The sequence below is a fragment of the Streptomyces sp. NPDC050997 genome (assembly GCF_040660135.1).
Classification (GTDB): domain Bacteria; phylum Actinomycetota; class Actinomycetes; order Streptomycetales; family Streptomycetaceae; genus Streptomyces.
The window spans coordinates 661,966-688,965 of sequence record NZ_JBFAGK010000003.1 but is presented as its reverse complement, the minus strand read 5'-3'; the positions used below and the strand labels follow the sequence as shown (position 1 = coordinate 688,965).

General features: G+C 69.7%; 14 protein-coding genes and 2 pseudogenes. 5 read left to right on the top strand and 11 right to left on the bottom strand.

Features of this window, described 5'->3' with window-relative positions:
* Position 1: 1 nt before the first annotated feature.
* Complete coding sequence (locus AB0H86_RS09825) at positions 2 to 3,211, bottom strand: alpha-L-rhamnosidase (RefSeq protein WP_362435138.1); 3,210 nt, start codon at positions 3,209 to 3,211, stop codon at positions 2 to 4.
* A gap of 300 nt (positions 3,212 to 3,511) precedes the next feature.
* Between AB0H86_RS09825 and AB0H86_RS09820 the strand changes: the two are divergent.
* The 3 genes and pseudogenes from AB0H86_RS09820 to AB0H86_RS09810 all read left to right on the top strand — a co-directional run.
* Positions 3,512 to 4,561 (top strand): annotated as a pseudogene (locus AB0H86_RS09820) (beta-L-arabinofuranosidase domain-containing protein); the annotation flags it as partial.
* A gap of 7 nt (positions 4,562 to 4,568) precedes the next feature.
* Positions 4,569 to 6,650 (top strand): annotated as a pseudogene (locus AB0H86_RS09815) (family 78 glycoside hydrolase catalytic domain); the annotation flags it as partial.
* A 215-nt stretch (positions 6,651 to 6,865) separates the two neighbouring features.
* A complete protein-coding gene (locus AB0H86_RS09810; protein ID WP_362435135.1) occupies positions 6,866 to 9,526 on the top strand; it encodes a YfhO family protein in 2,661 nt (886 codons plus the stop codon).
* Positions 9,527 to 9,594: 68 nt separating this feature from the next.
* Here AB0H86_RS09810 and bla read toward each other — a convergent pair whose 3' ends face one another.
* The 9 genes from bla to AB0H86_RS09765 form a co-directional block, all read right to left on the bottom strand.
* On the bottom strand, positions 9,595 to 10,524 hold the full coding sequence (gene bla, locus AB0H86_RS09805; protein ID WP_362435133.1) for a class A beta-lactamase: 930 nt from the start codon (positions 10,522 to 10,524) through the stop codon (positions 9,595 to 9,597).
* 97 nt (positions 10,525 to 10,621) lie between these two features.
* Positions 10,622 to 10,876 (bottom strand): EF-hand domain-containing protein, encoded by a 255-nt coding sequence (locus tag AB0H86_RS09800; RefSeq protein ID WP_362435131.1) that lies wholly within the window; start codon positions 10,874 to 10,876, stop codon positions 10,622 to 10,624.
* Positions 10,877 to 10,982: 106 nt separating this feature from the next.
* The gene (locus tag AB0H86_RS09795; RefSeq protein WP_362435129.1) at positions 10,983 to 12,788 is read right to left on the bottom strand and encodes an RICIN domain-containing protein; all 1,806 of its coding nucleotides are present in this window, start codon (positions 12,786 to 12,788) and stop codon (positions 10,983 to 10,985) included.
* A 58-nt stretch (positions 12,789 to 12,846) separates the two neighbouring features.
* Positions 12,847 to 14,982, bottom strand: a complete 2,136-nt coding sequence (locus tag AB0H86_RS09790; RefSeq protein WP_362435126.1) for a beta-galactosidase — start codon at positions 14,980 to 14,982, stop codon at positions 12,847 to 12,849.
* Positions 14,983 to 15,031: 49 nt separating this feature from the next.
* Positions 15,032 to 15,928: a carbohydrate ABC transporter permease gene (locus tag AB0H86_RS09785; protein WP_362435287.1), complete on the bottom strand. Its 897-nt coding sequence runs from the start codon at positions 15,926 to 15,928 to the stop codon at positions 15,032 to 15,034.
* 32 nt (positions 15,929 to 15,960) lie between these two features.
* Positions 15,961 to 16,878, bottom strand: a complete 918-nt coding sequence (locus AB0H86_RS09780) for a sugar ABC transporter permease (protein ID WP_362435124.1) — start codon at positions 16,876 to 16,878, stop codon at positions 15,961 to 15,963.
* Between the two features lies 1 nt (position 16,879).
* Complete coding sequence (locus tag AB0H86_RS09775) at positions 16,880 to 18,271, bottom strand: extracellular solute-binding protein (protein WP_362435122.1); 1,392 nt, start codon at positions 18,269 to 18,271, stop codon at positions 16,880 to 16,882.
* A 381-nt stretch (positions 18,272 to 18,652) separates the two neighbouring features.
* The gene (locus AB0H86_RS09770; RefSeq protein ID WP_362435119.1) at positions 18,653 to 19,795 is read right to left on the bottom strand and encodes a LacI family DNA-binding transcriptional regulator; all 1,143 of its coding nucleotides are present in this window, start codon (positions 19,793 to 19,795) and stop codon (positions 18,653 to 18,655) included.
* 139 nt (positions 19,796 to 19,934) lie between these two features.
* Positions 19,935 to 21,398 carry an aldehyde dehydrogenase family protein gene (locus AB0H86_RS09765; protein WP_362435285.1) on the bottom strand — a complete coding sequence of 488 codons (1,464 nt, stop codon included), beginning with the start codon at positions 21,396 to 21,398 and terminating at the stop codon, positions 19,935 to 19,937.
* Between the two features lie 171 nt (positions 21,399 to 21,569).
* Here AB0H86_RS09765 and AB0H86_RS09760 point away from each other — a divergent pair, with 171 nt between their 5' ends.
* A complete protein-coding gene (locus AB0H86_RS09760; protein ID WP_362435117.1) occupies positions 21,570 to 24,002 on the top strand; it encodes a SpoIIE family protein phosphatase in 2,433 nt (810 codons plus the stop codon).
* A 125-nt stretch (positions 24,003 to 24,127) separates the two neighbouring features.
* Here AB0H86_RS09760 and AB0H86_RS09755 read toward each other — a convergent pair whose 3' ends face one another.
* Positions 24,128 to 24,250, bottom strand: coding sequence for a hypothetical protein (locus tag AB0H86_RS09755; protein WP_362435115.1), 123 nt, complete (start codon positions 24,248 to 24,250; stop codon positions 24,128 to 24,130).
* 962 nt (positions 24,251 to 25,212) lie between these two features.
* Here AB0H86_RS09755 and ltrA point away from each other — a divergent pair.
* Positions 25,213 to 26,964 carry a group II intron reverse transcriptase/maturase gene (ltrA, locus tag AB0H86_RS09750; RefSeq protein WP_362435113.1) on the top strand — a complete coding sequence of 584 codons (1,752 nt, stop codon included), beginning with the start codon at positions 25,213 to 25,215 and terminating at the stop codon, positions 26,962 to 26,964.
* The last annotated feature ends 36 nt before the right edge of the window (positions 26,965 to 27,000 follow it).

Genomic DNA, 27,000 nt, shown 5'->3' with positions numbered 1-27,000 from the left:
GTTACGCGGTGAAGCGGTGCCGGCCGGAACCGACCTGGTACACCACGCAGCCGTCCTCCTCGCGCAGGAACGTCGCGTGGGTGTGGGTGACCGCGTCCGGAGCGTCGGCGGGGATCCACACCTCGGCGGTCGTGTTCGGCGGCACGTCGCAGGTGAGGACGAAGCCGCCCGACTTCTGCCGCCACTGTGTGGAGATCGGGCCGTGGACCGAGGTGAACGTGGCGCGGGCGGAGGTGACATCGCCGCCCGGGCGGGGACGGACGACGATCTCGCGGTAGCCGGGCCGGCCCGGCGAGATACCGGCGATGTTCGTGTACATCCACTCGCCCACCGAGCCGTAGGCGTAGTGGTTGAAGGAGTTCATGTTCGGGGTCTGGAAGTCGCCGTCGGGCTGGATGGAGTCCCAGCGTTCCCACATCGTGGTGGCGCCCTTGTCGATCTGATAGCCCCAACTGGGGAAGGAGCGTTGCTGGAGCAGCCCGTAGGCGACGTCGTTGTGGCCGGTGTCGGTGAGGACGGGCAGCAGCCGGGGCGTACCGAGGAATCCCGTCGAGAGATGCCGGCCCTTGGCCTCGATGAGCGCGACGAGACGGTCGGCCGCCGCCTTCCGCAGCGCGTCCGGCAGCAGGTTCATCGACAGGGCGAGGACATAGGCCGTCTGCGTGTCACCCTTCACTCTGCCGGCGTCCGTGACGTAGGCGTTCTGGAACGCCTCGCGGACGCGCGCGAAGAGGTCGAGGTAGGGGGCGGAGTCCTGGTGGAGTTCCTCGGCGATCCTCGCCGCGAGGTCGGCGCTGTGCGCGAAGTACGCGGTGGCGACGACGTCCTTGGGTGTCTCGTCGGAGATGTTCAGCCAGTCGCCGTATCCGGCGGCCGGCCGCAGCAGGTCGGTGCTGTTCCTCTCCAGGTATGTCAGCCAGCTCTGGATGGACGGCCAGGCGTCCTCCAGGACCTGCCGGTCCCCGTACGCCTGGTACAGGGCCCAGGGGACCGTGACGCCCGCGTCGCCCCACCCGGCGACACCGTCGCCCAACGCTCCGACATTGGGCGCCACGTCCGTGAAGGCACCCTGCGGGGTCTGCGCGTCGCGCAGGTCCACGAGCCACTTGGTGAGGAAGCGGGCCGACTCCATCGTGTACGCGGCCGTGGGCGCGAAGACGTTGATGTCACCCGTCCACCCCAGGCGCTCGTCGCGCGCGGGTGTGTCCGTCGGGATGGACAGGAAGTTGCCGCGCTGCCCCCAAGTGATGTTCCTGTGCAGCTCGTTGAGCATCGGGACATCGGTCTCGAACTCGAAGGTGAAGGGGGCGGACGTATGCATGACGCGACCGGTCACGGCGTTGGCCGAGGGGGTGCCGGGGAAGCCGGTCACCTCGACATAGCGAAAGCCGTGGAAGGTGAAGCGCGGCTCGTACGTCTCCTCGCCGCCGCCCTTGAGCGTGTACGTGTCGGTGGCCGCGGCGGTGCGCAGATTCGCGGTGTAGAGGGTGCCGTCCGGGTTGAGAACCTCGGCGTGCCTCAGACGTACCGTCGTTCCCGCGGCGCCGGAGACACGCAGCCGCACCGAGCCGACCATGTTCTGACCCAGGTCGAAGACGAAGACGCCCGGACTGGGTTCCGTCACCTTCTTGACCGGGAGTTCCTCGGCCACCCGGACGGGTCCGTCCACCTGCGCGACGATTCTCTCGGGTGCCCCGTCGCCCGTGGCGCGGACATCGAGCCAGGTCCGGTCGTCGAAGCCGGGTGAGGTCCAGCCCGAGGTCTCCTCGCGTGCGTCGTACGTCTCGCCGGCCAGCAGGTCGGCGGAGACGATCGGTCCGGAGGCGGCCCGCCAGTCCGTGCCGGAGACGATGCGCTCGCTCGTCCCGTCGGTGTACTCGACCTCCAACTGCGCCAGCAGCGCGGGGCGTTCGCCGTACTGGTGCGGTCCGAACATACCGACGTTGCCCGCGTACCAGCCAGGCGCCAGGTACGCGCCGATGGCGTTGGCTCCGGGCCGGAGCAGCGTGGTGACGTCGTACGTCTGGTACTGGACGCGTTCGCGGTAGTCGGTCCAGCCGGGAGCGAGCTGATCGCGGCCCACGCGGCGGCCGTTGAGGTGGGCTTCGTACAGGCCGAGAGCCGTGGCGTACAGGCGGGCGCGGGCCACCTTCTTTCGCGGAAGTCCGAACTCGTGCCGCAGCTGGTTGGCGGCGTACAACGCCGGGACGACCCTCCCCCAGGGGCCGGCTCCCCACGCGGCGGCCACCTTCGCCGCCGGCCAGCCGCTGTCGTCGAAGTCGGCCTCGCGCCAGGTGGACGCGGGTTCCTTGTCCGTCGACTTCCAGGAGGCGTCGGTGATGATCTTCTGCTCGCCGGATGCCGTGCGGAGGTGGAGGACGGCGATCAGGCCTGCGGGTCCCACGGTCGCGTTGGCCGCCGAGACCGCGAGGACGTTCTTCCCGGAACGCACCTGAGTGAGGACGTCGACGACGGCCGGTCTGCGCCAGCCGTCGTGGTCGGTCGCCAGGTCGGTGTGGGCCACCTCGGTGCCGTTCACGGAGACGGCGTAGACGTTGTCGGCGGTGATGGCCAGGGTCGCGGCCGTGATGCCGTCCGGGAGATCGGCGGTGCGACGGAACCAACGGGTGGCCGCGGGTGCGCTGTTGGCCGGTTCGCCCTCGGGGAACCAGATCCACGCACTGCCCTCCAGTGAGGGCGCGTCGGTGAGAGCCGCAGGAGCGGACACCCACTCGGCGGACCACTGCCCGGCGTCCATGAGGCCGGTCTCCCACCACGCCGCCGGGCTCCAGCCGGAGGCGTCGTTCGCGGCGTCCCACACGCGCACGGACCAGAAGTAGCGTGTCCGCGGCTCCAGTTGGGGGCCCGCGTACGGAACGAGGACGGACTCGCCGGAGCTGACCTTTCCGCTGTCCCAGACATCCGGACGCGACAGCCCCGAAGCGCTGGAGGCGACGCGGATCTGGTAGGCGCTCTGCCGCGCGCCCCGCTTGTCCGAGGTCATCGGCCAGCTCAGGCGCGGGTGTTGTGCGTCGAGGCCCAGGGGATGCCGAACGTACTCGACGGTCGGAGCGGTGACGCGCAGGGTGCCGCGCCGCGCACCCGCCCGGGCTGGTGCGGACGCCGATGCGGCCGCCGCCGGTCCGGCATCGGCGGCCGTGACCGCCACCGTGACCGCCGCGGCCGCCAGGATGTTCCTCCTACTGATCACTACGACCCCTCACACCGAAATGATGAATCGATTCATGGCGGTGAAACGTAGGGGCGCACGGGGTGAGGGTCAATGACCGTGCGGAAGTTTCTTGGCGATCCCGCGATTGGGCACGCTGTTTCGGCGAGGCGTGAGGGGCACCCTGTGAAAAGTCTTGACGCTCGTCATGGTCGAGCTTAGCGTCTGCGCCTGCACCGTAAAAACGATTCAATTCAATGCGGCGCAGCACTCCGCCCGTCGGTGCCGGAGTGGGGCTGCCCGTTTCGTGCTGCCCCGCCCCGCCGAAGGGAGTCCCGCACGTTGCCAGCACCACACGAAACCGCCGGTCCGTCCCGCCGTCAGATCCTCCTCACCGGCACGGCCGCCACGACCGCGGCGGCCTTCCCCGTGGTCGGACCCGTCGCGGCTGCCCGCGCCACCCCACTCGCCGCCGCCCGCCCCTCCGCTGCCAAGCCGTCCGCCGCCAGACCCGGGAGCAGACCCGCCCTGGCCGCCTTCGACCTGTCCGAGGTCCGACTCCTCGACAGCCCCTTCCTCGCCAACATGCGCCGCACCTGCGCCTATCTGCTCTTCGTGGATGCCGACCGGCTCCTGCACACCTTCCGCCGGACCGTCGGCCTGCCGTCCTCGGCAGAGCCCTGCGGCGGCTGGGAGGCACCCGACATCCAGTTACGCGGCCACACCACCGGCCATCTGCTCAGCGCCCTGGCCCAGGCGCACGCGAGCACCGGGGACCGCGCGTACGCCGACAAGGGCCGGGCCCTGGTCTCGGCGCTCGCCGAGTGCCAGCGGGCCGCCCCGGCGGCCGGCTTCACCACCGGCTACCTCTCCGCGTTCCCCGAGTCGGTATTCGACCAGTTGGAGGCGGGCGGCAAACCCTGGGCTCCGTACTACACGCTGCACAAGATCATGGCCGGGCTGCTGGACCAGTGCCGGCTGAGCGGCGACCACGAAGCCCTGGAGGTTCTGCGGGAGATGGCCGCGTGGGCCGACGCCCGCACCGCGCCCCTGTCGTACGAGCGCATGCAGAGCCTGCTGAAGGTGGAGTTCGGCGGCATGAACGACGTGCTGGTCCGGCTGTACCAGGAGACGGGTGACCCGGCGCATCTGCGAACCGCCCGCCGCTTCGACCACGAGGAGTTGTACGCACCGCTCGCCGCCGGCCGCGACGAACTCGCCGGACGGCACGCCAACACCGAGATCGCCAAGATCGTCGGGACCGTGCCGTCCTTCGAGGCGACGGGGGACCGGCGCTACCTGGACATCGCGGACGCCTTCTGGACCACCGTCGTACGCCACCACTCGTACGCCATCGGCGGCAACTCCAACCAGGAACTCTTCGGTCCGCCCGGTGAACGCCAACACCGACTACCGCGAACGCGTCCAGTACGCCACGTACGACGTCACCGACCGTCTGCGGACCGGCGCCAACACCCTCGGCAACGGCATGTCCAACGTCGTCAGCACCGCCGACCGCTACCGCAAGCTGTACGGCAACATCAGCGACCCGAAGCTCATCGCCCAACTGGAGATCACCCTCGCCGACGGCAGCGTCCGCACCGTGACGAGCGGCGACGACTGGCACACCACGCTCGGGGCCACCACCTCCAGCAACTGGTACGGCGGCGAGGACTACGACGCCCGCCGGGAGACCCCGCACTGGGACGAACCCCGGGGCGACCGCCGTTCCTGGGCCCACGCGGTCACCGTGAGCGCCCCGGGCACGGCCGCCGCGCCCGCCGCGCTGAGCGCCCGGGAGACCGAGCCGATCCGGGTCGTGGAGACCCTCACCGGAACGGAGGTCGACGGCGCCGCCGGCAGTCGTGTCTTCGACCTCGGCCGCAACATCGCCGGCTGGCCGGAGATCACCGTCAGCGCGCCCGCCGGGACGGAGATCCGTGTCCACCCGGCGGAGAGCCTCAAGGACGGCCACGCCTTCCAGTCCATCAGCAACGTCGGCGCACCCCTGTGGGACAGCTACACCACCCGCGACTCCCGCGCGGCCACCTGGCACCCGAGGTTCGGCTACCACGGCTTCCGCTACCTGGAGTTGAAGGGCGTGCCCGAGGGAGCCGAGGTCTCGGCGCGGGGCAGGGTCCTGCGCACCGACAACGCCTCGGCCGGCACCTTCACCAGTTCCGACCCGCTGATCAACGGTATCCACCAGCTGATCCGCCGGGCCGTCGAGGGCAACATGATGAGTGTCCTCACCGACTGCCCGAGCCGGGAGAAGCTGGGCTGGCTCGAACAGGACCAGCTGGTCTTCCCCGCTCTCGCGGCCAACTTCGACATGCGGGCCCACCTGCGCAAGATCGTCCGCGACATGGCCGACGCGCAGACCACCGAGGGCCTGATCCCGAGCACCGTTCCGGAGTACACCAACCTCCCCGGCGCCTACCGCAACGACTCCAACTGGGGCGGCGCGTTCGTCCTGGTGCCCTGGCAGCTGTACACCACCTACGGCGACCGGGACACCCTGCGCACCTACTACCCCCGCATGCGGCAGTACGCGGACTTCCTCCAGGCCCAGGTCTCCGACGGCATCCTCGACTACGGCCTCGGCGACTGGTTCACCCCGGACCGCACGTTCCCACGCGCGGTGGCCGGCACCTACGGCTACTGGCGCGTCGTCGACGCCCTCTCCCGGATCGCCGCGGTCCTCGGCGACGACACGGCCGCCGCGGACTACCGTGCCAAGGCCGACGCCTCCGCCCAGGCCCTGACCGCGAAGTACTACGACCGGGCCACCGGCACCTTCGCGGGCGGCGGCCACGGGGCGGAGGCCCTCGCCCTCGACATGGGCGCTTATCCGCCGGGGGAGAAGGCCCGCCTCCTCGGCCACTTCACCGCGGCCGTCGAGACCGCCGGCCACCACCTGCTGCTCGGCGAGATCTCCCTGCCGGCCGCGTTCCGTGTCCTGTCCACGGCCGGCCGCGACGACATCGTCCACCGGATCGCCACCCGAACCACCAGCCCCAGCTACGGCTACCAGGTGCTCGCGGGCAACACCACGCTCGGCGAGTCCTGGGACGGCGGCCCCGGCCAGTCGCAGAACCACTTCATGCTCGGCGCCATCGACTCCTGGTTCACCAGCCGGGTCGCCGGCATCGCGCAGACCCCCGACTCCGTCGGCTACGCGGAACTCCTCATCGACCCCGCGGTCACGGGTGACCTGACCTCGGCAGCGGGCTCCTACCGAACCCCCTATGGTCTTGCCCGCACCGGCTGGGCGCGCACGACCGACCGGTTCCGCCTCACGGTGGACGTCCCCGCGGGCAGCACGGCCCGGATCCACGTCCCCACCATCGACGGCCACGCCACCGCTCCGAAGGGGGCGAGCCTGGTCGGCGTCACGGCCAACGAGGCCGTGTACAGGGTCGGTTCGGGTCGCTGGACCTTCCGCTCGACGCTGTCGTCCATCGAACCAGCACGTCCTTAACCCCCGGACAATATTCCGGACAACTCCCGTTCATTCATCAGTAACGGCATTCATGGAATTGCCCTGCGTGCGTATGCGAAATCGCATCCGTCTTTTCCGGCGACGGCACAACCAACCGGAAAAAAGGTCCGTCTAATTCGGCGAATCGACGAGGCGGGGGTGACTTCCCCGGACGGGACACCACACGTCCCGAATGCTCTGGGGGGCTGTCACGCATGAATCGCTCGACCCTGTACGCGGCCGAATTACCACGTGGCATCGCCCACCAGAAGGAACTGCGCCGGCTCCGCCTGCCGCGTCCGGCCGGACCGCGGCAGGCCGCCGCGCTGCTCGCGGCGCTCGTCACCGTCACCGCGTTCTGCGCTGCCGACGTCATCGCCCGCAGCTACCCCTTCGGCCCCCGCACCCGGAGCGTCAACGACCTGGGCAACCAATACGTACCGTTCCACGAACACCTGTGGGATCTGCTGCACGGAAAGGCCGACGGCGGGCTCCTCATCAACTGGCAGTCCGGGTACGGCTCCAGCTTCCTCCCCGACCTCGGTACCTACCTCACCAGCCCGTTCGCCCTGCTCGTGGCGGTGTTTCCGCGGGACCGGATCGACCTCGCGGTGTATGTGATCACCGTGCTGAAGGTCGCGTCCGCCGCCGCCGTCATGGCCTGGCTGCTGCTGAGTCTGCGACCGGGCCGCTGGTGGGCGGCCGGACTGCTGGGGGCGTCCTACGCCCTGTGCGGCTGGACCGTTGCGAGTGCCGTGTACAACCTCATGTGGCTGGACGGCCTCATCGCCCTGCCGCTGCTGTGCCTGGTCGGCGAATGGCTGCTGAACGGACGGCGTCAGATCCTCGGTGTGGTGGTCGTGGCCGCCGCTTGGATCGCCAACTTCTACACGGCGTACATGGCCACCCTCGCGGCCGGTCTTGTGCTCCTCCTGCGGCTGTGGCTGTCCGATCTCCCGCGTCGCCGGAGAATCGCCGCGGCGGGCCGGGCAGGCCTGACCGTCGCCCTCGGCATGGGCCTGGCCGCCCCGCTGGTGACGGTGATCTACTTCGGCACCACACACGCCTCGCCCGGCAGATTCAAGAACTTCACGCCGGTGGCGACGGAGGACCTCCTGGCCCGCCTGCTGCCGACCACGTACAGCTTCAGTTCGCCGGCGGTCTACGTGGGCACGACCGCGCTGCTGCTGGCCCTCGCCCTGCCCTTCCACCGCGCGGCTCCCACGCGGGTGCGCACCGGGTGGACCCTGCTGGTGGCCGGGATGACGCTCTCGATGCAGTGGGGCCCCACCCAGTTGCTCTGGCACGCCTTCACCCCACCGCAGGGCAGTTCGTACCGTGAGACCTTCGTGCTGTGCGCGCTGCTGGTGATCGCGGCCTGGCACTCACTGTCGTACGGGCCGCCCGACCGGCGGGCGCTGTGTGCGGCAGGCGCGCTGTTGGCGCTGATCACCGCCGTCGCGAGCCGAAGCGACCTGGTGCGTTCCTTCACCTGGCCGGTGCTGCTCGTCGCCGCGGCGGGCGCGCTGGGCGGGCTGGCCCTGCTCCGCCGCACGGACGGCGGACGTTCCGCGGGCAACGGGCGCCGCACCCTGCCGGCCGTTCTCGTCGTGGTGCTGCTCGTCGGCACCCAACTCGGCGAAGCCACCGCCACCTCCGCCGTGGCCACCCGCATGCGGCTCGGGCACATGGACGACTACGCGCCCTGGGGGGACCGGCGACAGCAGCAGGCGGAGGCGATCGCCGAGGCCGACGGCTGGCCCCGCTACCGTACCGACCCGGGCCGGGAGCAGACCGTCGGCAACGACCCGCTGCTGGTGGGCGGCCAGGGCGCCCAGTACTACAGCAGCCACACCTCCGACGTGCTCTTCCGCACCCTCACCGCCCTCGGCGGCGGCTGGACCTCGGGGGGCCGCAGCCTGCAGAGCATCGACAACGCCGTCACGGACGTCATCTTCTCCGTCGGTGCCCGGGTGCACTCCCCACCGGACCCGCATCAGAACTGGTTCCCGCAGGACGGCAGCCGGGTGACCGTGACCCGGCAGGTCGTACCGCCCCTGGTGACGGTACGACCCTCCGCTGCCTCCGCACACACGGGAGTCTCCGCCTTCGGGCCGTCGCCGTACCGCAACCAGGAACTGCTGCTGGGCAGCCGGGTCTACACCGTGCCCCGCCTCACGGTACGGACCAGCACCGGGAAGCCGCCGCACCGCGGCGACGGCCGACGGCCGGGCGTGCGCATCGCAGCCCTCGATCCCGGGACCGCCGTACGAAAGCCGACGGTCACGGCGCAGTGCCCGGCGGGCAGCGAGGTGTACCTATGGGCGCCGCACCTCGCGGGCACCGCACGACTCACCGGCGGCTCCGCCGACGGCCTGACCGGGCGTTTCCGGTCCGACCCCGTCACCAAGATCGCCGCCATGCAGCGGCTCGGCACGGTCCCGGCCTCCGGATGGCTGCGCGTCGAACTGTCCCCCAACCGGACCAGCGTCGTCCCGGACGGTGCGATCGGCTGCCTGGACACCACCCGGCTGCGCTCGGCCGTCGAACGGCTCAAGACCACCGGTGCCACCCAAGTGACCGTCTCCGGCGGCACGATACGGGCCGCCCTCCCTGCCGGCAGTACGGGCACCGCCCTCGTCGCGGCTCCCCGGATCGCCGGATGGCGCTGCGCCGCGGGCGACGGTTCCGCCGTACCGGCCGGGCAGTACTACGGGTTGGTAGCCGTGCCTCTCGACGGCTCCTCGACCAGCGTCACCTGCACGTTCCACCCGCCCGGTCTGCGGCTGGGCACAGCCGTCGGAGGGGCGTCGCTCCTGGCGCTGCTCCTGCTCTGCGCCTGCTACGCCGTCCGCCGACGGCGTGGCACCTCGTAACCACCGACGGGTGAGCCTCGGCGCGAGGCCCCCGCCCCGCGCCGAGTCGTGCGAATCAGGTTGCCGGGTCAGGTGAGTGCTGCCGCCACCAGTGCGGCGGCCCTGGCCACCAGCGGGTTGTCCGAAGGCCCCTCGGGGGCGTGCTTGGTCGACAGGACGGACAGTACGAGGGGCGGCCGGCCGGGAGGCCAGACGACGCCCACGTCGTTGGCGACCCCGTACGCCTGTCCGCCTCCGGTCTTGTCCGCGAGCGTCCAGTCGTCGGGCAGGCCGGCGCGGAAGCGCTCGGTGTTGGTGGTGTTGGCGATCAGCCACCCGGTCAGCCGTTCCCGGTCTTCCCGCGCCAGGGCTCGACCGAGGACGAGCCGAGCGTAGGTCTGCCCGATCGCGCGAGGGCTGGTGGTGTCGGTCCTCCGCCAGGGTTCCGCCGTGTTCAGCTCGGGTTCCCACCGGTCGAGCCGCGTCGTCCCGTCCCCGAGCGAGCGGCAGAACCGGGTGATCGCGGTCGGCCCGCCGAGCTCGCGCATCACGAGGTTCGCTGCCCCGTTGTCGCTCTGGGAGACGGCGGCGGCGCACAACTTCTCGACGGTCATGCCACGCGCGACGTTCTCGTCCGTACCCGTGATCGGTGCGTACCCCGAGGCTGTGACGTACTCCTTGGTGTAGTGGATCCGCTTGGCCAGGTAGGCACCGTCCAGGTCGAGGTCCCGCAGGACCGCCGCGGCGGCGAGCGTCTTGAACACCGAGCAGATCGGGAAGCGCTCCTCGGCGCGGTACACCACGGTCCGCCTCGTGGCGATGTCATGGGCGAAGATCCCAACCCGCGCGGAGTGCTCCTGCTCCAGGTCTCTCAGCTGCCGGGAGAGCCCCGTCCCGCCGGAAGGCGAGGCGTGTGCCGCGGTCGGCAGGGCGACCGTCAGCGCTGCTCCGGCGCCGAGGGCCAGTAACGCGCGGCGGCGGGGGTGAGCCTCTGTGGTCGCCAGGGCGGCCATATCCATCTGATGCATTCCATTCGTTCGAAGCAGGCGACGCCCGAGGACGGGACGTCCCCGCGCTGGTTTTCACCCAGGCCCGAGCCGGGCGGCCGTTCCGACGTCAGTGCCAGCCGAAACGTCGGTCCACGACCGCCGCGAACTCCTCCAGGGTCAGTACCGCGTCCCCGTTCTGGTCCGCGGCGTCGAACAGCGCGGAGGACGCGTCGACGTCTCCCACGGCCCAGAACGGCAGGTCCCCGGACGCCGCCAGCGTCGGGCCCTTCGCCCGCAGGGCAATGATCACCTCTTCGCGGGTGAGGGTTCCGTTCTCGTCGAGATCGAGCGCCTCGAACAACTTCCGGGCCTTGTCGCTCATCGTGTCGTCCCCGTGTCACCTCGGCGAACCTGTCGGTCCGCACCTCGTCACACAGATGAGAACGCTTCCGCCGACGTCCGGGTTCCAGCTCGTCCAGCCGGCCTGTCTACTGGACGAGCTCCCAGTCCTGCGAGCCGTCCGTGGTCGCGTTCTGCAAGGTCAGGGGCGCTCCGTCGGAGGCGCCTGTCAGGTACAGGCTGGTGTTCTTGACCGATCGCAGTTTGTAGAATCCGTCGCTGGTCCTGATCAGGCTCCAGCTGCCGGTGGCGCTGTTGTCGACCCACTGGCCGATCCGTTGGCCGGCCGTCGCGCTGCCGGTCCAGATGGCCGCCGCCCGGCCGCCCGACTTGTTCAGCAGGGTCGTGCCGCCGTTCGGTTCGGTCACCACGTGCCAGTACTGGGTGTCCGGGTTCGCCGCCGAGCCGGGCTCCTCCAGGCGAACGTCGGGAACGTCGCCGTTGCCGATGTTCGCGTCGTTGGTCTTGTTCCCGGTGCCGATCACCTGGTCGGTCCTGCGGTTGACCAACTGGTGGTAGGCGCCGTCCGAGTGGCCGAGGTCGACCTCGGCGTGGGCGAGCGTCGAGGTTCCCTGGTTGTTGAGGATCGCGACGCGGCCGGTGCCCTCGACGTACTGCAGGGTGCGGCTGTAACCGGCCCGCGAGGTCGTCTGGTACTCCTTCCACGTGCCGTCGCTGCGTCCGCTCTCGTTGACCCAGACGTTGCCGCTGCCGGCCGCGTTGTACACCAGGCGCCCACCGGGAACCCTGATGAGGACCGGACTGCCGCCCGTCGCGAGGGTGTGGGAACCGGCGTCGAGCGGCAGGGTGGTGACGCCCGTGCCGGTGGGAGAGCTGGTGTAGAACCTCAACGGGTCATCGGCGAGCACGTACTTGGTGTTGACTCCTCCGCCCCAGTACTCGAAGGTCAGGAGCCACTTGCCGTCTTTCGTCCGCACGACGTTCGTCATGCCCGGCCGCCCGCCGCCGATCTCGGTCTTGTCGCCACCCATGTTCTTTGTCAGTCCGGCGACATCCACGACGGGTGCGCTCCACTGCGCGCTGCGGCCGTCCCAGGTCTTGTGGGCGAGGATCTGGCCCTGCGAGTCCGTGGCGGTGTCGTTCGCGGGGTCGAGTGTGGGAACGCCGGTGGTCGCGTTGAAGCTGGTGTAGTCGTTCTCGTCGGAGTAGTAGCAGACGAGTTTGTCCTTGTAGACCATCAGGTACGGCTCCCAGAGGGGGTCCACCTGCTTGTCGGTGTTCGCGGCGGCGATGTTCTGGCCGGTCGCGCCCGCGCTGCCGCCCTGCCAGCCGCCCGTCGCGACGACGTTGACGACCTTCCAGGTCACACCTTCGTCGGTGCTGGAGTACAGGGCGATCGCCAGGTCCTTGCGGTCGCCGTCGTTGGACGGCGTCCAGTTCGGGTCGGCCGCCTTGTGCTCCTTGTAGTAGTGGTCGTCGCCCGACACGACACTCGCCAGGAGCAGCGTGCCCTTCTTCAGGTTCCCGACCTTCCGCGGAAGCGTGTAGAGGTACGGGTTCGTCCAGTTGCTCGTGTACTTCGCGTACTGGGGGTCGCTGGACAGATACGCGGGAGCCTTGACCTCGGACAGCGGCTGCCATGACGTTCCGTGGTCGTCGCTCTTGTAGACGGGGAGGGTCTGCTGGTCGGCGCTGCCCGTCGCCGGCACCACCGTGGACTTCTCGAACGACGCGACCAGCCGTCCGCTGGGCAGCTGCGCCGACTTCGGGTAGATCGCGCAGTTGCCCCGCCCCTTCAGGCACGGTTCGTTCCCGAGCTGGTAGAGGATCCCGCCCGTCGGGTTGTACGCCTGCGCGCTGCCCATGGGTATCGCCAGCATCGCTGCTGCCGCGACGAAGGTTCCCAGCGCTTTCCCTGCTCTGCTTCTGTGCATAGCCCCTCCTCGGGGGACGGAAACGGTGGTGCCGGTAGGCGGTCGGATCGGGATCGGATCAGGAGACGAACACGCGGACGTCCCAGGCGCCGAGGTCCAGCGCCGTGCCCGCGGGGTGGGACGTGCCGGTCAGGGCGTCGGAGAGGTCCACCGGGGCGGGGATGCCCGCGGGCTCCCAGCTCCAGTTGTGGACGATGTGGACGCGGCGGCCGTCGGGGGAGGTGCCGGTCGTCGCGGTGACGGATGCCGGGAGGTCCTGCCACTCGCTGGGGGAGGCCGGTGCCATCCAGGCGGCCAGCGCCCGGGCGAGGTCGCGGCCGGGGACGGTGCCGACGGTGGTGACGCGGCCGGAGCCGTGGCGGCGGGTGGTGACCGCGGGCCAGCGGCCGAAGTGGGGGTGGTCGTAGGTGGCCAGTACCTCGGCGTCGGTGACGGTCAGGCCGTCCGCCCAGCGGGTCGCCGTCGCCCTCTCGGGCAGGTCGAGCGGCCCGCCGGACGCCGACCGTACGGGGACCTCTCGTACGAGGTTGCTGAACTCGTCGTAGCGGACACCCGCGGCTTCCACCAGGCGCCCGGGGGCCGGTTCGTGGCGGGCCCGTGCCTCGTGGTCGGCGTAGCCGGTGCGCGGACCGAGGACCAGGTGGCCGCCCGCCTCCGCGTAGGCCGCGAGCCAGTCGAGCGTCGAGTCGGCGGCGATGTACAACGCCGGGACGACGAGGACGGGGTGGCGGCCTACCGCCTCCTCCGGCGTCAGGCCGCCCCGTTCCCCGGTCGGGTCGTGCAGCTGGCGGGCGTGAACGATGCGCACCTGACGGCCGGCGTCGAAGGCGCCGCGGTAGAGGGGGTCGAAGATGCCGTGGTAGGCCTCCGGGTCCGGCTCGCCGTCGGATGTCGCGAGCGGCGGGTACTTCTGCATGAGCCACTTGCTCGGCGTCGAGTACACCATCGTGATGTCGGCGTCCGGTTCGAGCCCCGCGACGAGCGGACCGGCCGCGTCGAACTCGGCGCCCAGACGGGCGAGTTCGGCGTAGGTGCGGCCGGGCTGTCCGGTGTGGGGCAGGATGCCGCCCCAGTAGGTCTCCGCGCCGAAGTGCAGCGTGTGCCAGTGCCAGTACTCGATCATGCGGGCCCCGCGGGCGACCAGCGCCCAGGCCGCCTGCCGCCACTGACCGTCGTAGGCGGGGCGGTTGTGCCACGGTTCGCCGATCGAGCCGGCGTTGGTCTCGGTGACCAGGAACGGCTCCTGGCGCGAGGAGAACATCCAGTCGGCGGTCTGGTACAGCGACCACACCCCGGTCGTCCGCCACGTCTGCTGGTGGTCGTCGGGCGTGGGGTCGGGGAGCAGGAGGCCGTCCTGCATGGCGTAGTACGGGTTCCCGGAGGCGATGTCGAGGCGGTCGGTCAGCTCGTCGTCCTCCACTCCGGGGCGCTTGTAGGAGATGCAGGTGGTGACGAAGTGCTCGGGGCCGGCGTACTCGCGGACGATGTCGGCCTGCCAGCCGATGAACTCGGTGACCTGGCGGGCCTGGAACTCCCGCCAGGCGACGTCGTACTGCGGCTGGGCGTTGCCGTCCGGGGTCCACAGGTCGGCCCATGTCGACAGCCGGTGCGACCAGTAGACCAGGCCCCACTCGCGGTTGAGGGTCTCGACGTCGCCGTACTTGGCGCGCAGGTGGTCCACGAAGCGCTGGAAGACGCCGTGGTTGTGGAAGAGCTCCAGGCCGGGTTCGTTGTCGACCTGGAAGCCGATGACCGCGGGGTGGCCGGCGTACCGGGCGACGATCTCGCGGATGATCCGCTCGGCGTGGAACCGGAACGCGGGGTGGGTGAAGTCGACCTCCTGACGGGCGCCCCAGCCGATGCGCTCGCCGGTGCGCCGCTCGCCCGTGATCTCCGGGTACTGCCGGGCCAGCCATGGCGGGACGGCGTACGTCGGTGTTCCGAGGACGACGGAGATGCCGCGTTCGTGGGCGCCGTCGAGGACGGGCCGGAGCCAGTCGAGGTCGAACCGTCCGCTCGTAGGCTCCCAGGTCGACCACACGGACTCACCGACCCGGATGACGGTGACGTGGGCGTCGGCCATCAGGTCGAGGTCGGTCTTGAGGCGTTCGTCGGGGCGTTCGGTGCCGTAGGCGGGCCGGTACTCGTGGTAGTACGCGGCGCCGAAGAGGACGCGGGCAGGCAGGGCCGCCATGAGGGAAACCTCCGAAGGAAAGCAGGAAGTGGTACGAGGGCTGGGTGCCCTACTGCTTGACGCCGCCGGCGGCCAGGCCGCTCTGCCAGTACCGCTGGAGCAGCAGGAAGGCCACGACGAGGGGCAGGATCGAGATCAGTGAGCCGGTCACCACCAGGGCGAGCATGTCGCTGCTGGAGCCCGCCCCGCCGTTCTGTGCCTGCGCGGCCCAGGAGGAGAGCCCGACCGTGATCGGGTACAGGTCCGGGTCGTTGAGCATGATCAGCGGCAGAAAGTAGTTGTTCCAGGTCGCCACGAGCGTGAACAGCAGGACGGTCACCAGGCCCGGTGCGAGCAGTCGCAGGGCGATCGTGAAGAAGATCCGGGCTTCCCCGGCGCCGTCGATGCGGGCGGCCTCCAGGATGCTGTCGGGAATGGCGTCCTGGGCGTAGACGCGCATGAGGTAGAGACCGAACGGGTTGACCAGCGAGGGCAGGATGATCGCCCAGGGGGTGTTGACCAGGCCCGCCTCGGCGAAGAGCAGGTAGGTCGGGATCGCCAGGGCGGTGGTCGGGACCATGACGGCGCCGAGGACGAGGTTGAAGCCGAGCCGGTCGCCGCGGAAGCGGAACTTGGCGAAGCCGTATCCGGCCGCGGCCGCGAGCAGGGCGGCCCCGAGGGAGCTCACCACGGCGTACATCACCGTGTTGAGCAGCCAGTGCACGAAGACCCCGTCGTCCTGGGTGAAGGTCTCCTTGACGTTCGTCAGCAGCTGCGGGGCGTGCGAGAACCACAGGCCGAAGCTGTTGAACAGGTCCTGGGTGCTCTTGGTCGAGGCGATCAGCAGCCAGAGCAGGGGGAGGAGGAAGTAGGCGAGCGCGGCCAGCATGGCGATGGTCAGCGGGGTGCTGCGGCGTGAACGGGAGCGGCGGCGAAGCCGAGGTGCGACGGGAACCGTGGTCGTCACCGGGGCGGCGGTGGCCGTGGGGGCCGTGGTCGTCACGGGGTCCTCCTGCGGTTCGCGGTGAGCAGGATGGCGTAGGAGGCGATCACGATGACGAGGCCGAGGAGGAAGGACACCGTGGCCGCGTAGTTGACCTGCTGGCCGGTGAAGGCGAGGGAGTAGGCGTAGAGGTTGGCGGTGTAGGAGCTGCTGATGACCTCCGGGGCGACCTTCATCAGCAGGTTCGGTTCGTTGAACAGCTGGAAACTGCCGATGACGGAGAACAGCAGGGTGAGCATCAGCGCCGGTTTGAGCGCCGGGAGTTTGACGGACCAGGCGATCCGCCAGGCGCCGGCCCCGTCCACCGCGGCGGCCTCGTACAGCTCCTGGGGGATGGTGCGCAGAGCCGCGTACAGAATGATCATGTTGTAGCCGACGAACTCCCAGGTCACGATGTTCGCCAGGCTGCCGAGCATCCAGCCGTCGCTGAGGAAGTCGGGGACCGGCAGGCTGAGCTTCCGGCTCAGCTGGGCGAACGGGCCGAAGTCCGGGCCGTACAGATAGCCCCACATGAGCGCGGCGACCACGCTCGGGACGGCGTACGGCACGAAGATGCCGAGGCGGATCAACCGGGCCAGTCGCAGCAGACCGCTGTCGAGCGCGAGGGCGAACAGCAGCGCGAGGAGCAGCATCACCGGGACCTGGATCACGAAGAACAGCGCGACCCGTCCGACGCCGTGGATGAGCAGCGGATCCTGGACGGCCTTGACGTAGTTGTCGAGCCCGACGAACGCGGTGCCGCCGATGAGGCGTTCCTCGAACAGGCTGAGGTAGGCGGCGTAGCCGAGCGGGGCGAGGAAGAGCAGGACGAAGAGCACCATGAACGGTGCGACGAACAGCGGTCCTGCCGCCCGGCGCCTGCCCTTGGCGGAGGTCGTCGCGGAGGTCGCGGAGGTCGCGGTGGTGACAGCCATCTCAGCGCCCCTTGACGGTGAAGCCCTGGGCCTTGGCGTACGTGGTGAGGCGCGACTGCCAGGTGCCGAGCGCGCGGACGGTGTCGGTCCTGTCGGCGAGGGACTTGCCGACCGTCTCGGTCCAGTCGGTCGCCGCCTGGTCGAGGAACGGCGGCCACTGGAAGGAGGAGTTGACCGTGGAACTGATGTCGGCGAACAGCTGGTTGACCTTCTGGCCGCCGTAGAACGACGGCGCCTCGCCGATGAACTCGGCGTCCGTGAGCAGGGACTTGGTCGCCGGGAAGAAGAACTGCTCGGTGGCGAACATCCGCGCGCTGGCCGGGTCGGTGTTGAGGAACCGCGCGAACACCGCCGCCGCGATCGGGTTCTTGGTGGAGCGGATGACGGCGGTGGTCGAGCCGCCCCAGTTGCCGGAGCTGGGCTTGGCGGCGTCCCACTGGGGCAGCGGGGCCGCCCGCCACTTGCCGGCGGTGGCCTTGGCCGAACCGGAGAGGAAGACCGGCCCCCAGGCGGCGGTGATCCAGGTGGCGTACTTGCCCTTGTTGAGCGCCGCGTACCAGGAGTCGGTGAAGTCCGGCTCGACGCCGATGACTCCCTCCTTCGCGAGCCCACCCCAGTACTCGCCGAGCTTCCTGGAGGCGGCGGCGTCGACGCTGATGGTGATGTCGCTCTTGCCGGAGGTCACATAGGGCTTGGCGCCCGCCTGCCACTGCAGGCCGTGCCAGGCGGCGACCTGGTTGGCGGCGAGGTTGGTCAGGTAGACATCGGGGTCCGCCTTGTGGAGCTTGCGTGCCGCGGCGGCGAACTCGTCCCAGGTTCCCGGGACTTGGATGCCGTGCTTGTCGAAGATGTCCTGCCGGTACAGCATGCCCATCGGGCCGGTGTCCTGCGGGATCGCCCAGACCTCGCCGCCACTGCCGCTGACCTGGCCCCAGGTCCAGTCGACGAACTGCCCCTTGAGCGCGGAGGCACCGTAAGGGCGCAGGTCCAGAAGGCTGTCGGTGATCGTGAACGTCGGAATCGCCTGGTACTCGATCTGCACCATGTCCGGGGCGCCACTGCCCGCCTTCAGCGCCGTGCGCAGCTTGGTGTACTGCGGGGTGCCCTGGCCGGCGTTGACGATCTTGATCTTGACGTTCGGGTACTTCTTCTCGAAGAGCGCGACCTCCTTGGCGATGTTCGGGACCCAGGTCCAGAACGTCAGCTCGGTCGGCGTCTTCATCGCCTTGTCGATGTCGGCCTGGCTGACCGGCTTGGCGGCGGCGGAGGAGCCGCCGGAGTCACCACCGCCGCAGGCCGTGAGGGCGGCGCCGAGCGACAGGGCGCCCGTCGCGGTGAGGAAGAGCCGACGGTTCATGGAGGAGGAACTGATGAAGGATCCGGATGTGGGCATGGTGAACTCCCGCCGATGGCGAAGGGGACCGCACGCCGGGGGAGGGTGTGCGGAAAGGGGAGGACGAAGGAGAAGGCAGGCGTGGGCGTGACGTCTGGACGTCTGGACGCCGAAGCCGACGGGTTCGGGAAGCGCGGCTGCGCGGGCGGCGACCGGAGTACGGCACACAGGTGTGTGCGGGACGGGCCGGAGAGCGCCGCGACCATGCGGCTCAGGAGCCACTGGGCGAAGGGAGGTTCGCGCGTCTCCGGGCTGCGGGGTCGTCCGCAGGGGCGGGGACGCGGTCGGGACGGACAGGGCTGAACAAGGGCCGGTACGGCGGCTCGCCCCTGGGATCACATGCCGGGTCTGGGCCCTGCGGCCCGGACCGAGCGGCGCTGTTCAGTGGTGGGTGGACGGTCCTTTCTTCGGGAGCGGGGCAGTGGACGCCTCCCCGCGGGACCGGGAGGCGCTATGTCGTCGACGTCCCGGGGGCCTCCGGGGTGGCGGGGGCTGGGTCGAAGCGCGGACGACGAGGTCGACCGGGGGGTCGTTCGCCGACAGAGCCTCCGCTTGCGGGTTCTCGATGGCGTGCACCAGGCGCTTGAGCCCTTCCTGCGCCACGGTGTCGAACGGCTGCCGCACCGTGGTCAGCGGAGGAGTCACATAGGCGGCGACCGGGATGTCGTCGAAGCCGACGACGCTGACGTCCTCCGGCACGCGCCGGCCGGCTTCCGTCAGGGCGCGGATCAGGCCGATGGCCATGTCGTCGTTCGCGGCGAACACCGCCGTCACATCGGGGTCGGCGGCCAGCTCCTGACCCGCCGAGTAGCCGGAGGCGGCCGACCAGTCGCCCTCGAAGACCCGCGGTTCGTCCCTGCCGTGTGCGGCCAGCGTCGCCCGCCATCCCTCAAGACGGTCCTTGGCGGCGTACCACCGCTGGGGACCGGCGAGGTGATGCACGGTCTGGTGCCCCAGGTCCAGCAGATGCTCGACGACCGCCCGGGCCATCAGGTCGGCGCCGCCACCTCCGGACAGCACCGTGGAGGCGGTGAAGGGCGGTGGCGCGCCGAGGACCAGGACCGGCACGCTGATGCGGACGGAGAGGTCTCCCTCGCCCGCTTCCTCCGCGATCGGCTCGGAGATGACGATCCCGTCCACACCCTGGTCGAGGAGCGAGTCGACGGCGCCCGCGAGTCCCGCGGGGTCGCCTTCCATCGTGTTGACCACGCGGAGCGCGTAGCCCGTGTCCCGGACGACCCGCTCCACACCCATGAGCAGCGAGGCCGGACCGTACAGGGCCGTGCCCAGCGTCACCACGCCGATCGATCGGGTCCGTCCGGAAGCCAGCGCCCGGGCGGCATTGTTGCGGCGGTAGCCGAGCTGCTCGGCGGCTTCGAGGACACGTCGGCGCACGTCGGCGGAGACATACGGCTCGTCGTTGAAGACCCTCGACACCGTCTTCTGCGAGACCCCGGCCACCCGGGCCACGTCCACGCTGCGCGGCGCCCCGGGACTCCCGTCCCGTCCTGTCCCTGGCGTCATGACGTCTCCCGGTGGCCGAACGATCGTGCCCGATACTGCCAGACGCCGTGTGTCTGACTGCGCTGTCATGTCTACGCAGTCATACGGCGCCCGTCAAGAGTTCGGCACGCATCCGTAACCTTCCGGCCGAGGTGGTGGGTCAGGCCGCCTTCGGGATCGTCATCCAACGCCACTGGGTGAACTGCTCCAGACTTGCGGTGCCGCCGATCCGGGAGCCGTTGCCGGAGATGCCCATGCCGCCGAACGGCGCGTTCGCGGCGTCCTTTGCGGAGAGGTCGTTGATGTGGACCATGCCGGTGTGCAGCCGTTCGGCGACGGCGGTGGCTTTCGGTACGGAGCCGGAGTGCACAGCGGCTGTCAGGCCGTACGCCGTGTCGTTGGCGATCTCGACGGCCTCCGCCGCGCCGCGGAAGGGGACGACCGGGGCGACCGGGCCGAAGATCTCCTCGGTGAAGACCGGCATGCCGCGCTCGACTCGGTCCAGGACGGTGGGCGGGTAGAAGAGCCCGTCGCGCCGCCCGCCGGTGCGCAGCCGCGCCCCGACGGCCACACTCTCGTCGACGATCCGCTCGATTCGTACGGCCTGCCGCTCGCTGATGACGGGGCCGATCGTGACGTGCTCTGTCCGCGGATCGCCCATCCGCATGGCGTTCGCCTGGCTGACCAGCGCGTCGGTGTACGCCTCGATCAGGTCGGCGTGGACCACGTGGCGGCCGGCGGCGACGCAGGCCTGGCCCTGGTAGCCGAACGTGCTCGCGGCTCCGGCTGCGGCGGCGGCCTCGATGTCCGCGTCCTCGAGCACGATGATCGCGTTCTTGCCGCCGAGCTCCAGGGAGACCCGCTTCAGGCCTTCTCCCGCCGTGCGGGCCACCGCCCGTCCGGCCTCGACGGAGCCGGTGAACGAGACCATGTCGACATGGGGATCGGTCGCGACCGCCTGCCCGGTCTCGGCGCCTCCGGGCAGGACGTGCAGCACCCCGTCCGGCAGCCCGGCCTCCTCGAAGAGCTGCGCGACGAGGACGCCCCCGGACACCGGCGTGAGCGGGTCGGGCTTGAGCAGCACGGCGTTGCCCAGTGCGAGGGCCGGAGCCAGCGCACGCATCGCGAACAGCAGTGGCGCGTTCCACGGGTTGATCACACCGACGACCCCCAGCGGCACCCGCCAGGCCAGACTGGTCGCGCCGGGGGACTGCGGAGCCAACACCTCACCCGGGGGCAGCGACGCGAGTCCGACGGCGTGAGTCAGCTGGCCGAGGGCGGCGGCGATCTCGTAGTCACCCTTGGCCGGGACGCCGGCCGATTCACGGACGATCCAGTCACGAACCGTCTCGCTGTGCTCTTGCAGGACCGACGAGGCACGCAGCAGCACCTCGATCCGTTCCGAAGGAGCCGCCGCGGCCCAGCCCCCGGCAGCGCGGGCCGCCCTCGCGCCGGCTCGCGCGACGTCAGCGGGCGCCGCCACGCCTACCTCGGCCAGCGGGTGACCCGTGGCCGGTTCGATGACCTGGCGGGTGCCGCCTTCGGAGTCGCACCAGCCCCCGCTGTAGATCTTCCCGGTCCACACGGCAGGGGCGGGCCACGTCCCCTTGCCGTTGGCAGTCATCGTCATGGTCCCGCCCTCCGGGCAGTCGGGGTGCCGTCCTACCATGAGGACCGATTCGCGGCTATCTGTCACTCTTATTGTCTAGTGTCGTAATAAATGGGGGTGTCGCATCTTGGGCCCGGCCGATCCCGGGCGGAAGGCCCCAGGGCGGGAGCGAGGCGAGATGACGTCATGACCGGATCCACGGCTGCCGGGGACCGCGTCCCGAGCGCTGGGACGCGGGAGATCGTCGACGAGGCGGCCACAGCGCGAGTCAGCGTGGACGGGCGCGGTGTCGTGACCGCGTGGAACGAAGGGGCACGGCGACTGCTCGGCCACCGGGCCGCAGAGGTCGTCGGCCGCAACGCGACCGCGCTGCTCCCGGACGGGACTCCCACTCAGGTGCCGCGCTCCCTCGCGGATCTACGGAGGTGGAGCGGGCCGGTGACGTTGCTGCACCGGGACGGTCGCCGCCTCACCGTCGATCTGTTGGCCCACCGCAGGGAGAACGACGGCGACGGATGGCTGCTGGTGTCGGCGGTGACCCGCCCCGCGAGCGGACCTGAGGACGACGCGTTCGTGCGGCGGAGTTTCACTCATTCCCCCTGCACGATGGCCCTGTACGACACCGGACTACGGCTGCGCCGGGCGAACGCGGACATGGAGCGTGCCATAGGCCTGTCCGAGGAGGCGATGCGCGGACTGCGGGTGACGGAGATCGTCGACGATCCGGAGAGCGAACGGGCCGAAGCGGGGATGCGGCGCGTGCTCGAGACGGGCCGGCCGCAGGAGCTCGGAGCCGCGCTGCAACTCGCCGGCCATGAGCGTCAGAGCGTGTGGTCGGTGTCCCTCGCCCCCGTGTGGGACACCGTCGGGCGGCTGGAGGGCGTCCTGCTGTCGGCTCACGACGTGACGGAACAGCATCTGACACGGCAGCGGCTGGTGCTGCTCAACGACGCCAGCGTGGTCATCGGCAGCACCCTGGACCTGGCGCGTACGGCCCAGGAACTCGCCGACGTCGCCGTCCCGCGGTTCGCGGACTTCGTCACCGTCGATCTCCTGCCGGCCATCGAGGGTGGTGAGGATCCGCCCGAGGGTGCTCCGTACGGCCCCGTCATGCTGCGCCGGGTCGCCTGTCAGTCGGTCCTGGAGGGATGCCCCGAAGCCGTGGTGCGGTGCGGGACCGTGGCCGCGTACCCGGCGGGTTCGACCGCGGCCGAGTGCCTGGCCGCGGGCCGGCCCCTCATCGAGCACGTGACCCCCGCCGCCTTGGCGGAGGTGGAACGGCAGACCCCGCAGCGGGCCGAACACATGCGGAAGTTCGGCTTCCGTTCGGTGCTCGCGGTCCCGATGCGCGCCCGTGGCCTCACCCTGGGGGTGGCCACGTTCTCCCGCCACCGGCAGCCCGAGCCCTTCGAGCAGGACGATCTGCTGCTGGGTCAGGAGATCACCGCCCGCGCCGCCGTGTGCATCGACAACGCCCGCCGCTACACCCGCGAACGCTCCATCTCCCTCACGCTGCAGAGCAGCCTGCTGCCGCAGCAACTCCCCGAGCAGGCGGCCCTGGAGGTCGCCTCCCGCTACCTGCCCGGCAGCACCCGGGCCGGAGTCGGCGGCGACTGGTTCGACGTCATTCCGCTCTCCGGCGCCCGGGTGGCCCTGGTCGTCGGCGACATCGTCGGCCATGGCATCCAGGCCTCCGCCACCATGGGGCGGCTGCGCACCGCCGTACGCACGCTCGCCGACATCGACCTTCCCCCCGACGAACTGCTCATCCACCTCGACGACCTGATCAACCGCCTCGCCGGCGGGGCCGACAGCACGGCCGTGACCGCCGGTGACATCGGAGCCACCTGTCTGTACGCCGTCTACGACCCGGTCTCCAGACACTGCACCATCGCCCGCGCCGGCCATCCCGTACCCGCCCTTGTGACACCGGACGGCGGGGTCGAGTTCCTGGACGTCCCGGCGGGTCCTCCGCTCGGCCTCGGCGGCCTGCCCTTCGAGTCGACCGAGCTGAAACTGGCAGAGGGCAGCCTGCTCGTCCTCTATACGGACGGGCTCGTCGAGGCCCGCGGCCGTGCCGTCGACGAGGGGGTCAACGCCCTGCGGGAGGTCCTGCGGCGACCGACCGGCAACCTGGAGTCGACCTGCGACGCCCTGCTGCGGACCATGCTCACGGACCGCCCGTCCGACGACGTGGCACTTCTCGTGGCCCGCACCCGCGCCCTCGACGCCTCCCACGTGGCCACCTGGCAGGTGCCGGCCGACCCCGCGATGGTCGCGTCGGCGCGCAAGAACGCCAGCCGGCAGCTGACCGAGTGGGGACTGGACGAGGCCGCGTTCGTCACCGAGCTGGTCGTCAGCGAACTGGTCACCAACGCCATCCGGCACGCCCAGCCCCCCATCGAGCTCAGGCTGATCAACGACCGCACACTCATCTGCGAAGTCTCCGACGGCAGCAGCTCCGCCCCCCACCTGCGCCGGGCCCGTACCTTCGACGAGGGGGGCCGAGGGCTGATGCTCGTTGCCCAGCTCACTCAGGGCTGGGGGACCCGCCAGACGCCCGACGGCAAGATCATCTGGGCCGAGCAGGCGCTCCCGACCGAGCCCTCCGCGACCTGACCGGCCGCGCGACCTGACCGGCCGCGCGACCTGACCGGCCGCGCGGGCGCCCGGCCGCGCGGGCGCCCGGCCGCCGGGCGGCCGGCGTGGGTCGGATCCGGCGGCGAGAGCGGGTGAATGGTCATTCACCTGACCAACACCGGGCCGAGCTCCGCGACGACGGCGCCGAACTCCGCGACCACCGGGCCGAACTCCGTGACCGCGGCGGCCGCGGACACCGTCCCGAGCCGTCGAGACGCCGAGGCCACCAAAGCGGCGATCCTCCGCGCGGCCCGCTACCGGGATTCATTCGCAGCGCATCGGCCTTCGGCCGGTGGTGAAGCGAATCTGTCATTGTGGCGCGGAGCGTCACGGATGCTGTCGTGCGGAGCAGGGGAGCGCAGGCGTCACCACTGCTGACGCGGAGCGTCACGGGGCCTGATCCGGGACAGCCGGTTAATGCCTCTCTCGTTCGGTCTGTTCGGCTTTCCGGGTTCAAGGGGGTATCTACCGTACGTACGTTCCCTCTGGTGGTGGGGGGTGCTCGTTCGTACGATCACCGCATGCAGCTTCGGTACGCCTTCAGGGTGCGACACGATGTCGCACCGCTCAAGTGGACAACACCGCTTCAACGGGGTTGTCCCAGACCAGTGTTCTGAGGTCTGGTCCCACGCTCACATGCGTCGCTGGCAACGGCGGGGTGTGAAGCTGAGCGCTCAAGGCCCAAGAACGTCAAGGCATCTGACGTCACAGGCCGAAGGACAGTCCGGAAGGGTGGACGAAAGTGAACCCCTGTCAAAGCCTCGTCAGCGTTACCCGCCCGGTGTCGAGCAATAGCGGCGGTCATGGCCTGGACGTTGGAAAACGTCAAGCGGAGCCGAGGGTTCTGACTCAAGGCTCGTGAACACCGCTGGCCACGGGGCAATAGGCGGCACCCTCCCCGGACGCATCTTGACGGTGCGGAACGTGGAAACCCGGTTGAGGTCCAGAGCGATCTGGTAGGCCGACCGTAAGGGAAGCGGAACTCCTCAGCCGGACAGGATGGTCCAAGAAGCGAACGCCGGTCCCCGAAAGGGAAAGGGAAGTCGGGTGAATGTGCCCGTATAACCTGCCGGATACGGGGCTCTCCCCAGCCCGAAAGGGAGCAGACGTGAACCAGGTGAGCCTTTGAAATGAACTGAGAAGAAGCCCGAACCGAGGGACAAGTTAGACGCTGGGAGGATGGTGGACAATGTCTGTTCTGCCGCTCAGCCCGGTGAACGGACCCGAGGACGCCCCCATGCTGTGGCACCAGATCGACTGGAGCCGATGCGAGGGGGAAGTACGGCGACTGAGACAGCGGATCTTCAAGGCAGCGCGGGAAGAGGACTGGCCCAAGGTCAGGAATCTGCAAAAGCTCATGCTGCGGAGCTACTCCAACACGCTGGTGAGCGTGAGGCGAGTGTCCCAGCTGAGTACTGGCCGCAAAACGGCCGGCGTCGACAGGGAGAAGGCGGTAACGCCCAAGGCTCGGTGGAATCTCGCGTCAGAGGTCCATCGGGTCGAGAAGCCCTGGCGAGCCATGCCGGTCAGGCGGGTGTACATCCCGAAGAGTAACGGGAAGCAACGCCCGCTCGGGATTCCGACGATTCGGGACCGGGCCATGCAGGCCCGTGTCAAGAATGCGCTGGAACCCGAGTGGGAGGCCCGTTTCGAACCCCGGTCGTACGGTTTCCGTCCGGGGAGAGGGTGCCACGACGCGATCGAGGCTATTTTCGGGGCAACGGCACGCAAGAACGCCAAACGCCTTTGGGTTCTCGATGCTGATCTGTCGGCGGCATTCGACCGCATCGACCATCCTCGCCTGATGGACGCCGTCGGGGGATTCCCCGGCCGGAGTCTCATCCGTGCGTGGCTGAGGGCCGGTGTGGTCGAAGAGGGCCGCTTCACACCAACCGAGGAGGGGACTCCGCAGGGCGGTGTGATCAGCCCGCTGCTGATGAACGTGGCACTGCACGGGATGGAAGAGGCAGCAGGGTGCCGGTACTGGGGAGCCGAGGCGAAGACATACGAGCCGAAGGCTGCCCCCAGGACCCCGATCCTGATCCGTTACGCGGATGACTTTGTGGTCATGTGCCACAGCAAGTCCGAAGCAGAAGAGATCAAAGAACGGTTGGCAGAGTGGCTGGAGCCGAGAGGACTGCGGTTCAACGAAGGAAAGACCCGGATCCGCCATATGGAGGACGGGTTCGACTTCCTTGGCTTCAACATCCGCCGCTACGACGGAAAGCTACTCATCAAGCCAAGTGCTGACGCTGTCAAGAGACTCCGGGAAACCCTACGCACCAAAGTGAAGGGCCTGTACGGTTCCAACGCGGCGGGAATGCTGAGGGCGCTGACGCCGATCATTCGTGGATGGTCGGCGTACTACCGGAATGCGGTTTCCTCCCGAACATTCTCAAGTCTCGACAACTATGTGTGGGGGCTGCTCTGGGAGTGGGCGAAAAGGAGCCATCCGAGGAAGTCGAGGGTCTGGGTAGCCAACAGATACTTCGGCAGGTTCAACGAGTCCAGAAACGACAAGTGGGTGTTCGGGGACCGTATCAGCGGCGCCTATCTCCCCAAGTTCGGTTGGACCAAGATTGTCCGCCACGTGCAGGTGAAGGGCGCGGCGTCTCCCGACGACCCTGCTCTGGCCGAGTACTGGCAAGGACGCCGCCGTAAGAAGGCGCCACCGCCCATGGACAAAGTGAGTCTGTCCTTGGCGTACAAGCAGAAAGGGCTCTGCCCGCTCTGTAATCAGGCGCTCATCGCCGGGGCCGAATACGAACCGGACAGTCCACGGGAGTGGATCAACTGGTTCGCGGCCTCGAAGAAGATGCTGCACAAGCATCACTTCGTTTACCGGAGAGATGGCGGCTCCGACGATCGAACCAACCTCCGTCTCGTGCACTCCGCATGCCATCGACAGCTACACGCTCAAGATGGCGTGCAGGCCAAGTGAAACTGCGCTGGCCCATGGGGCGAGCTTGAGCCGTGT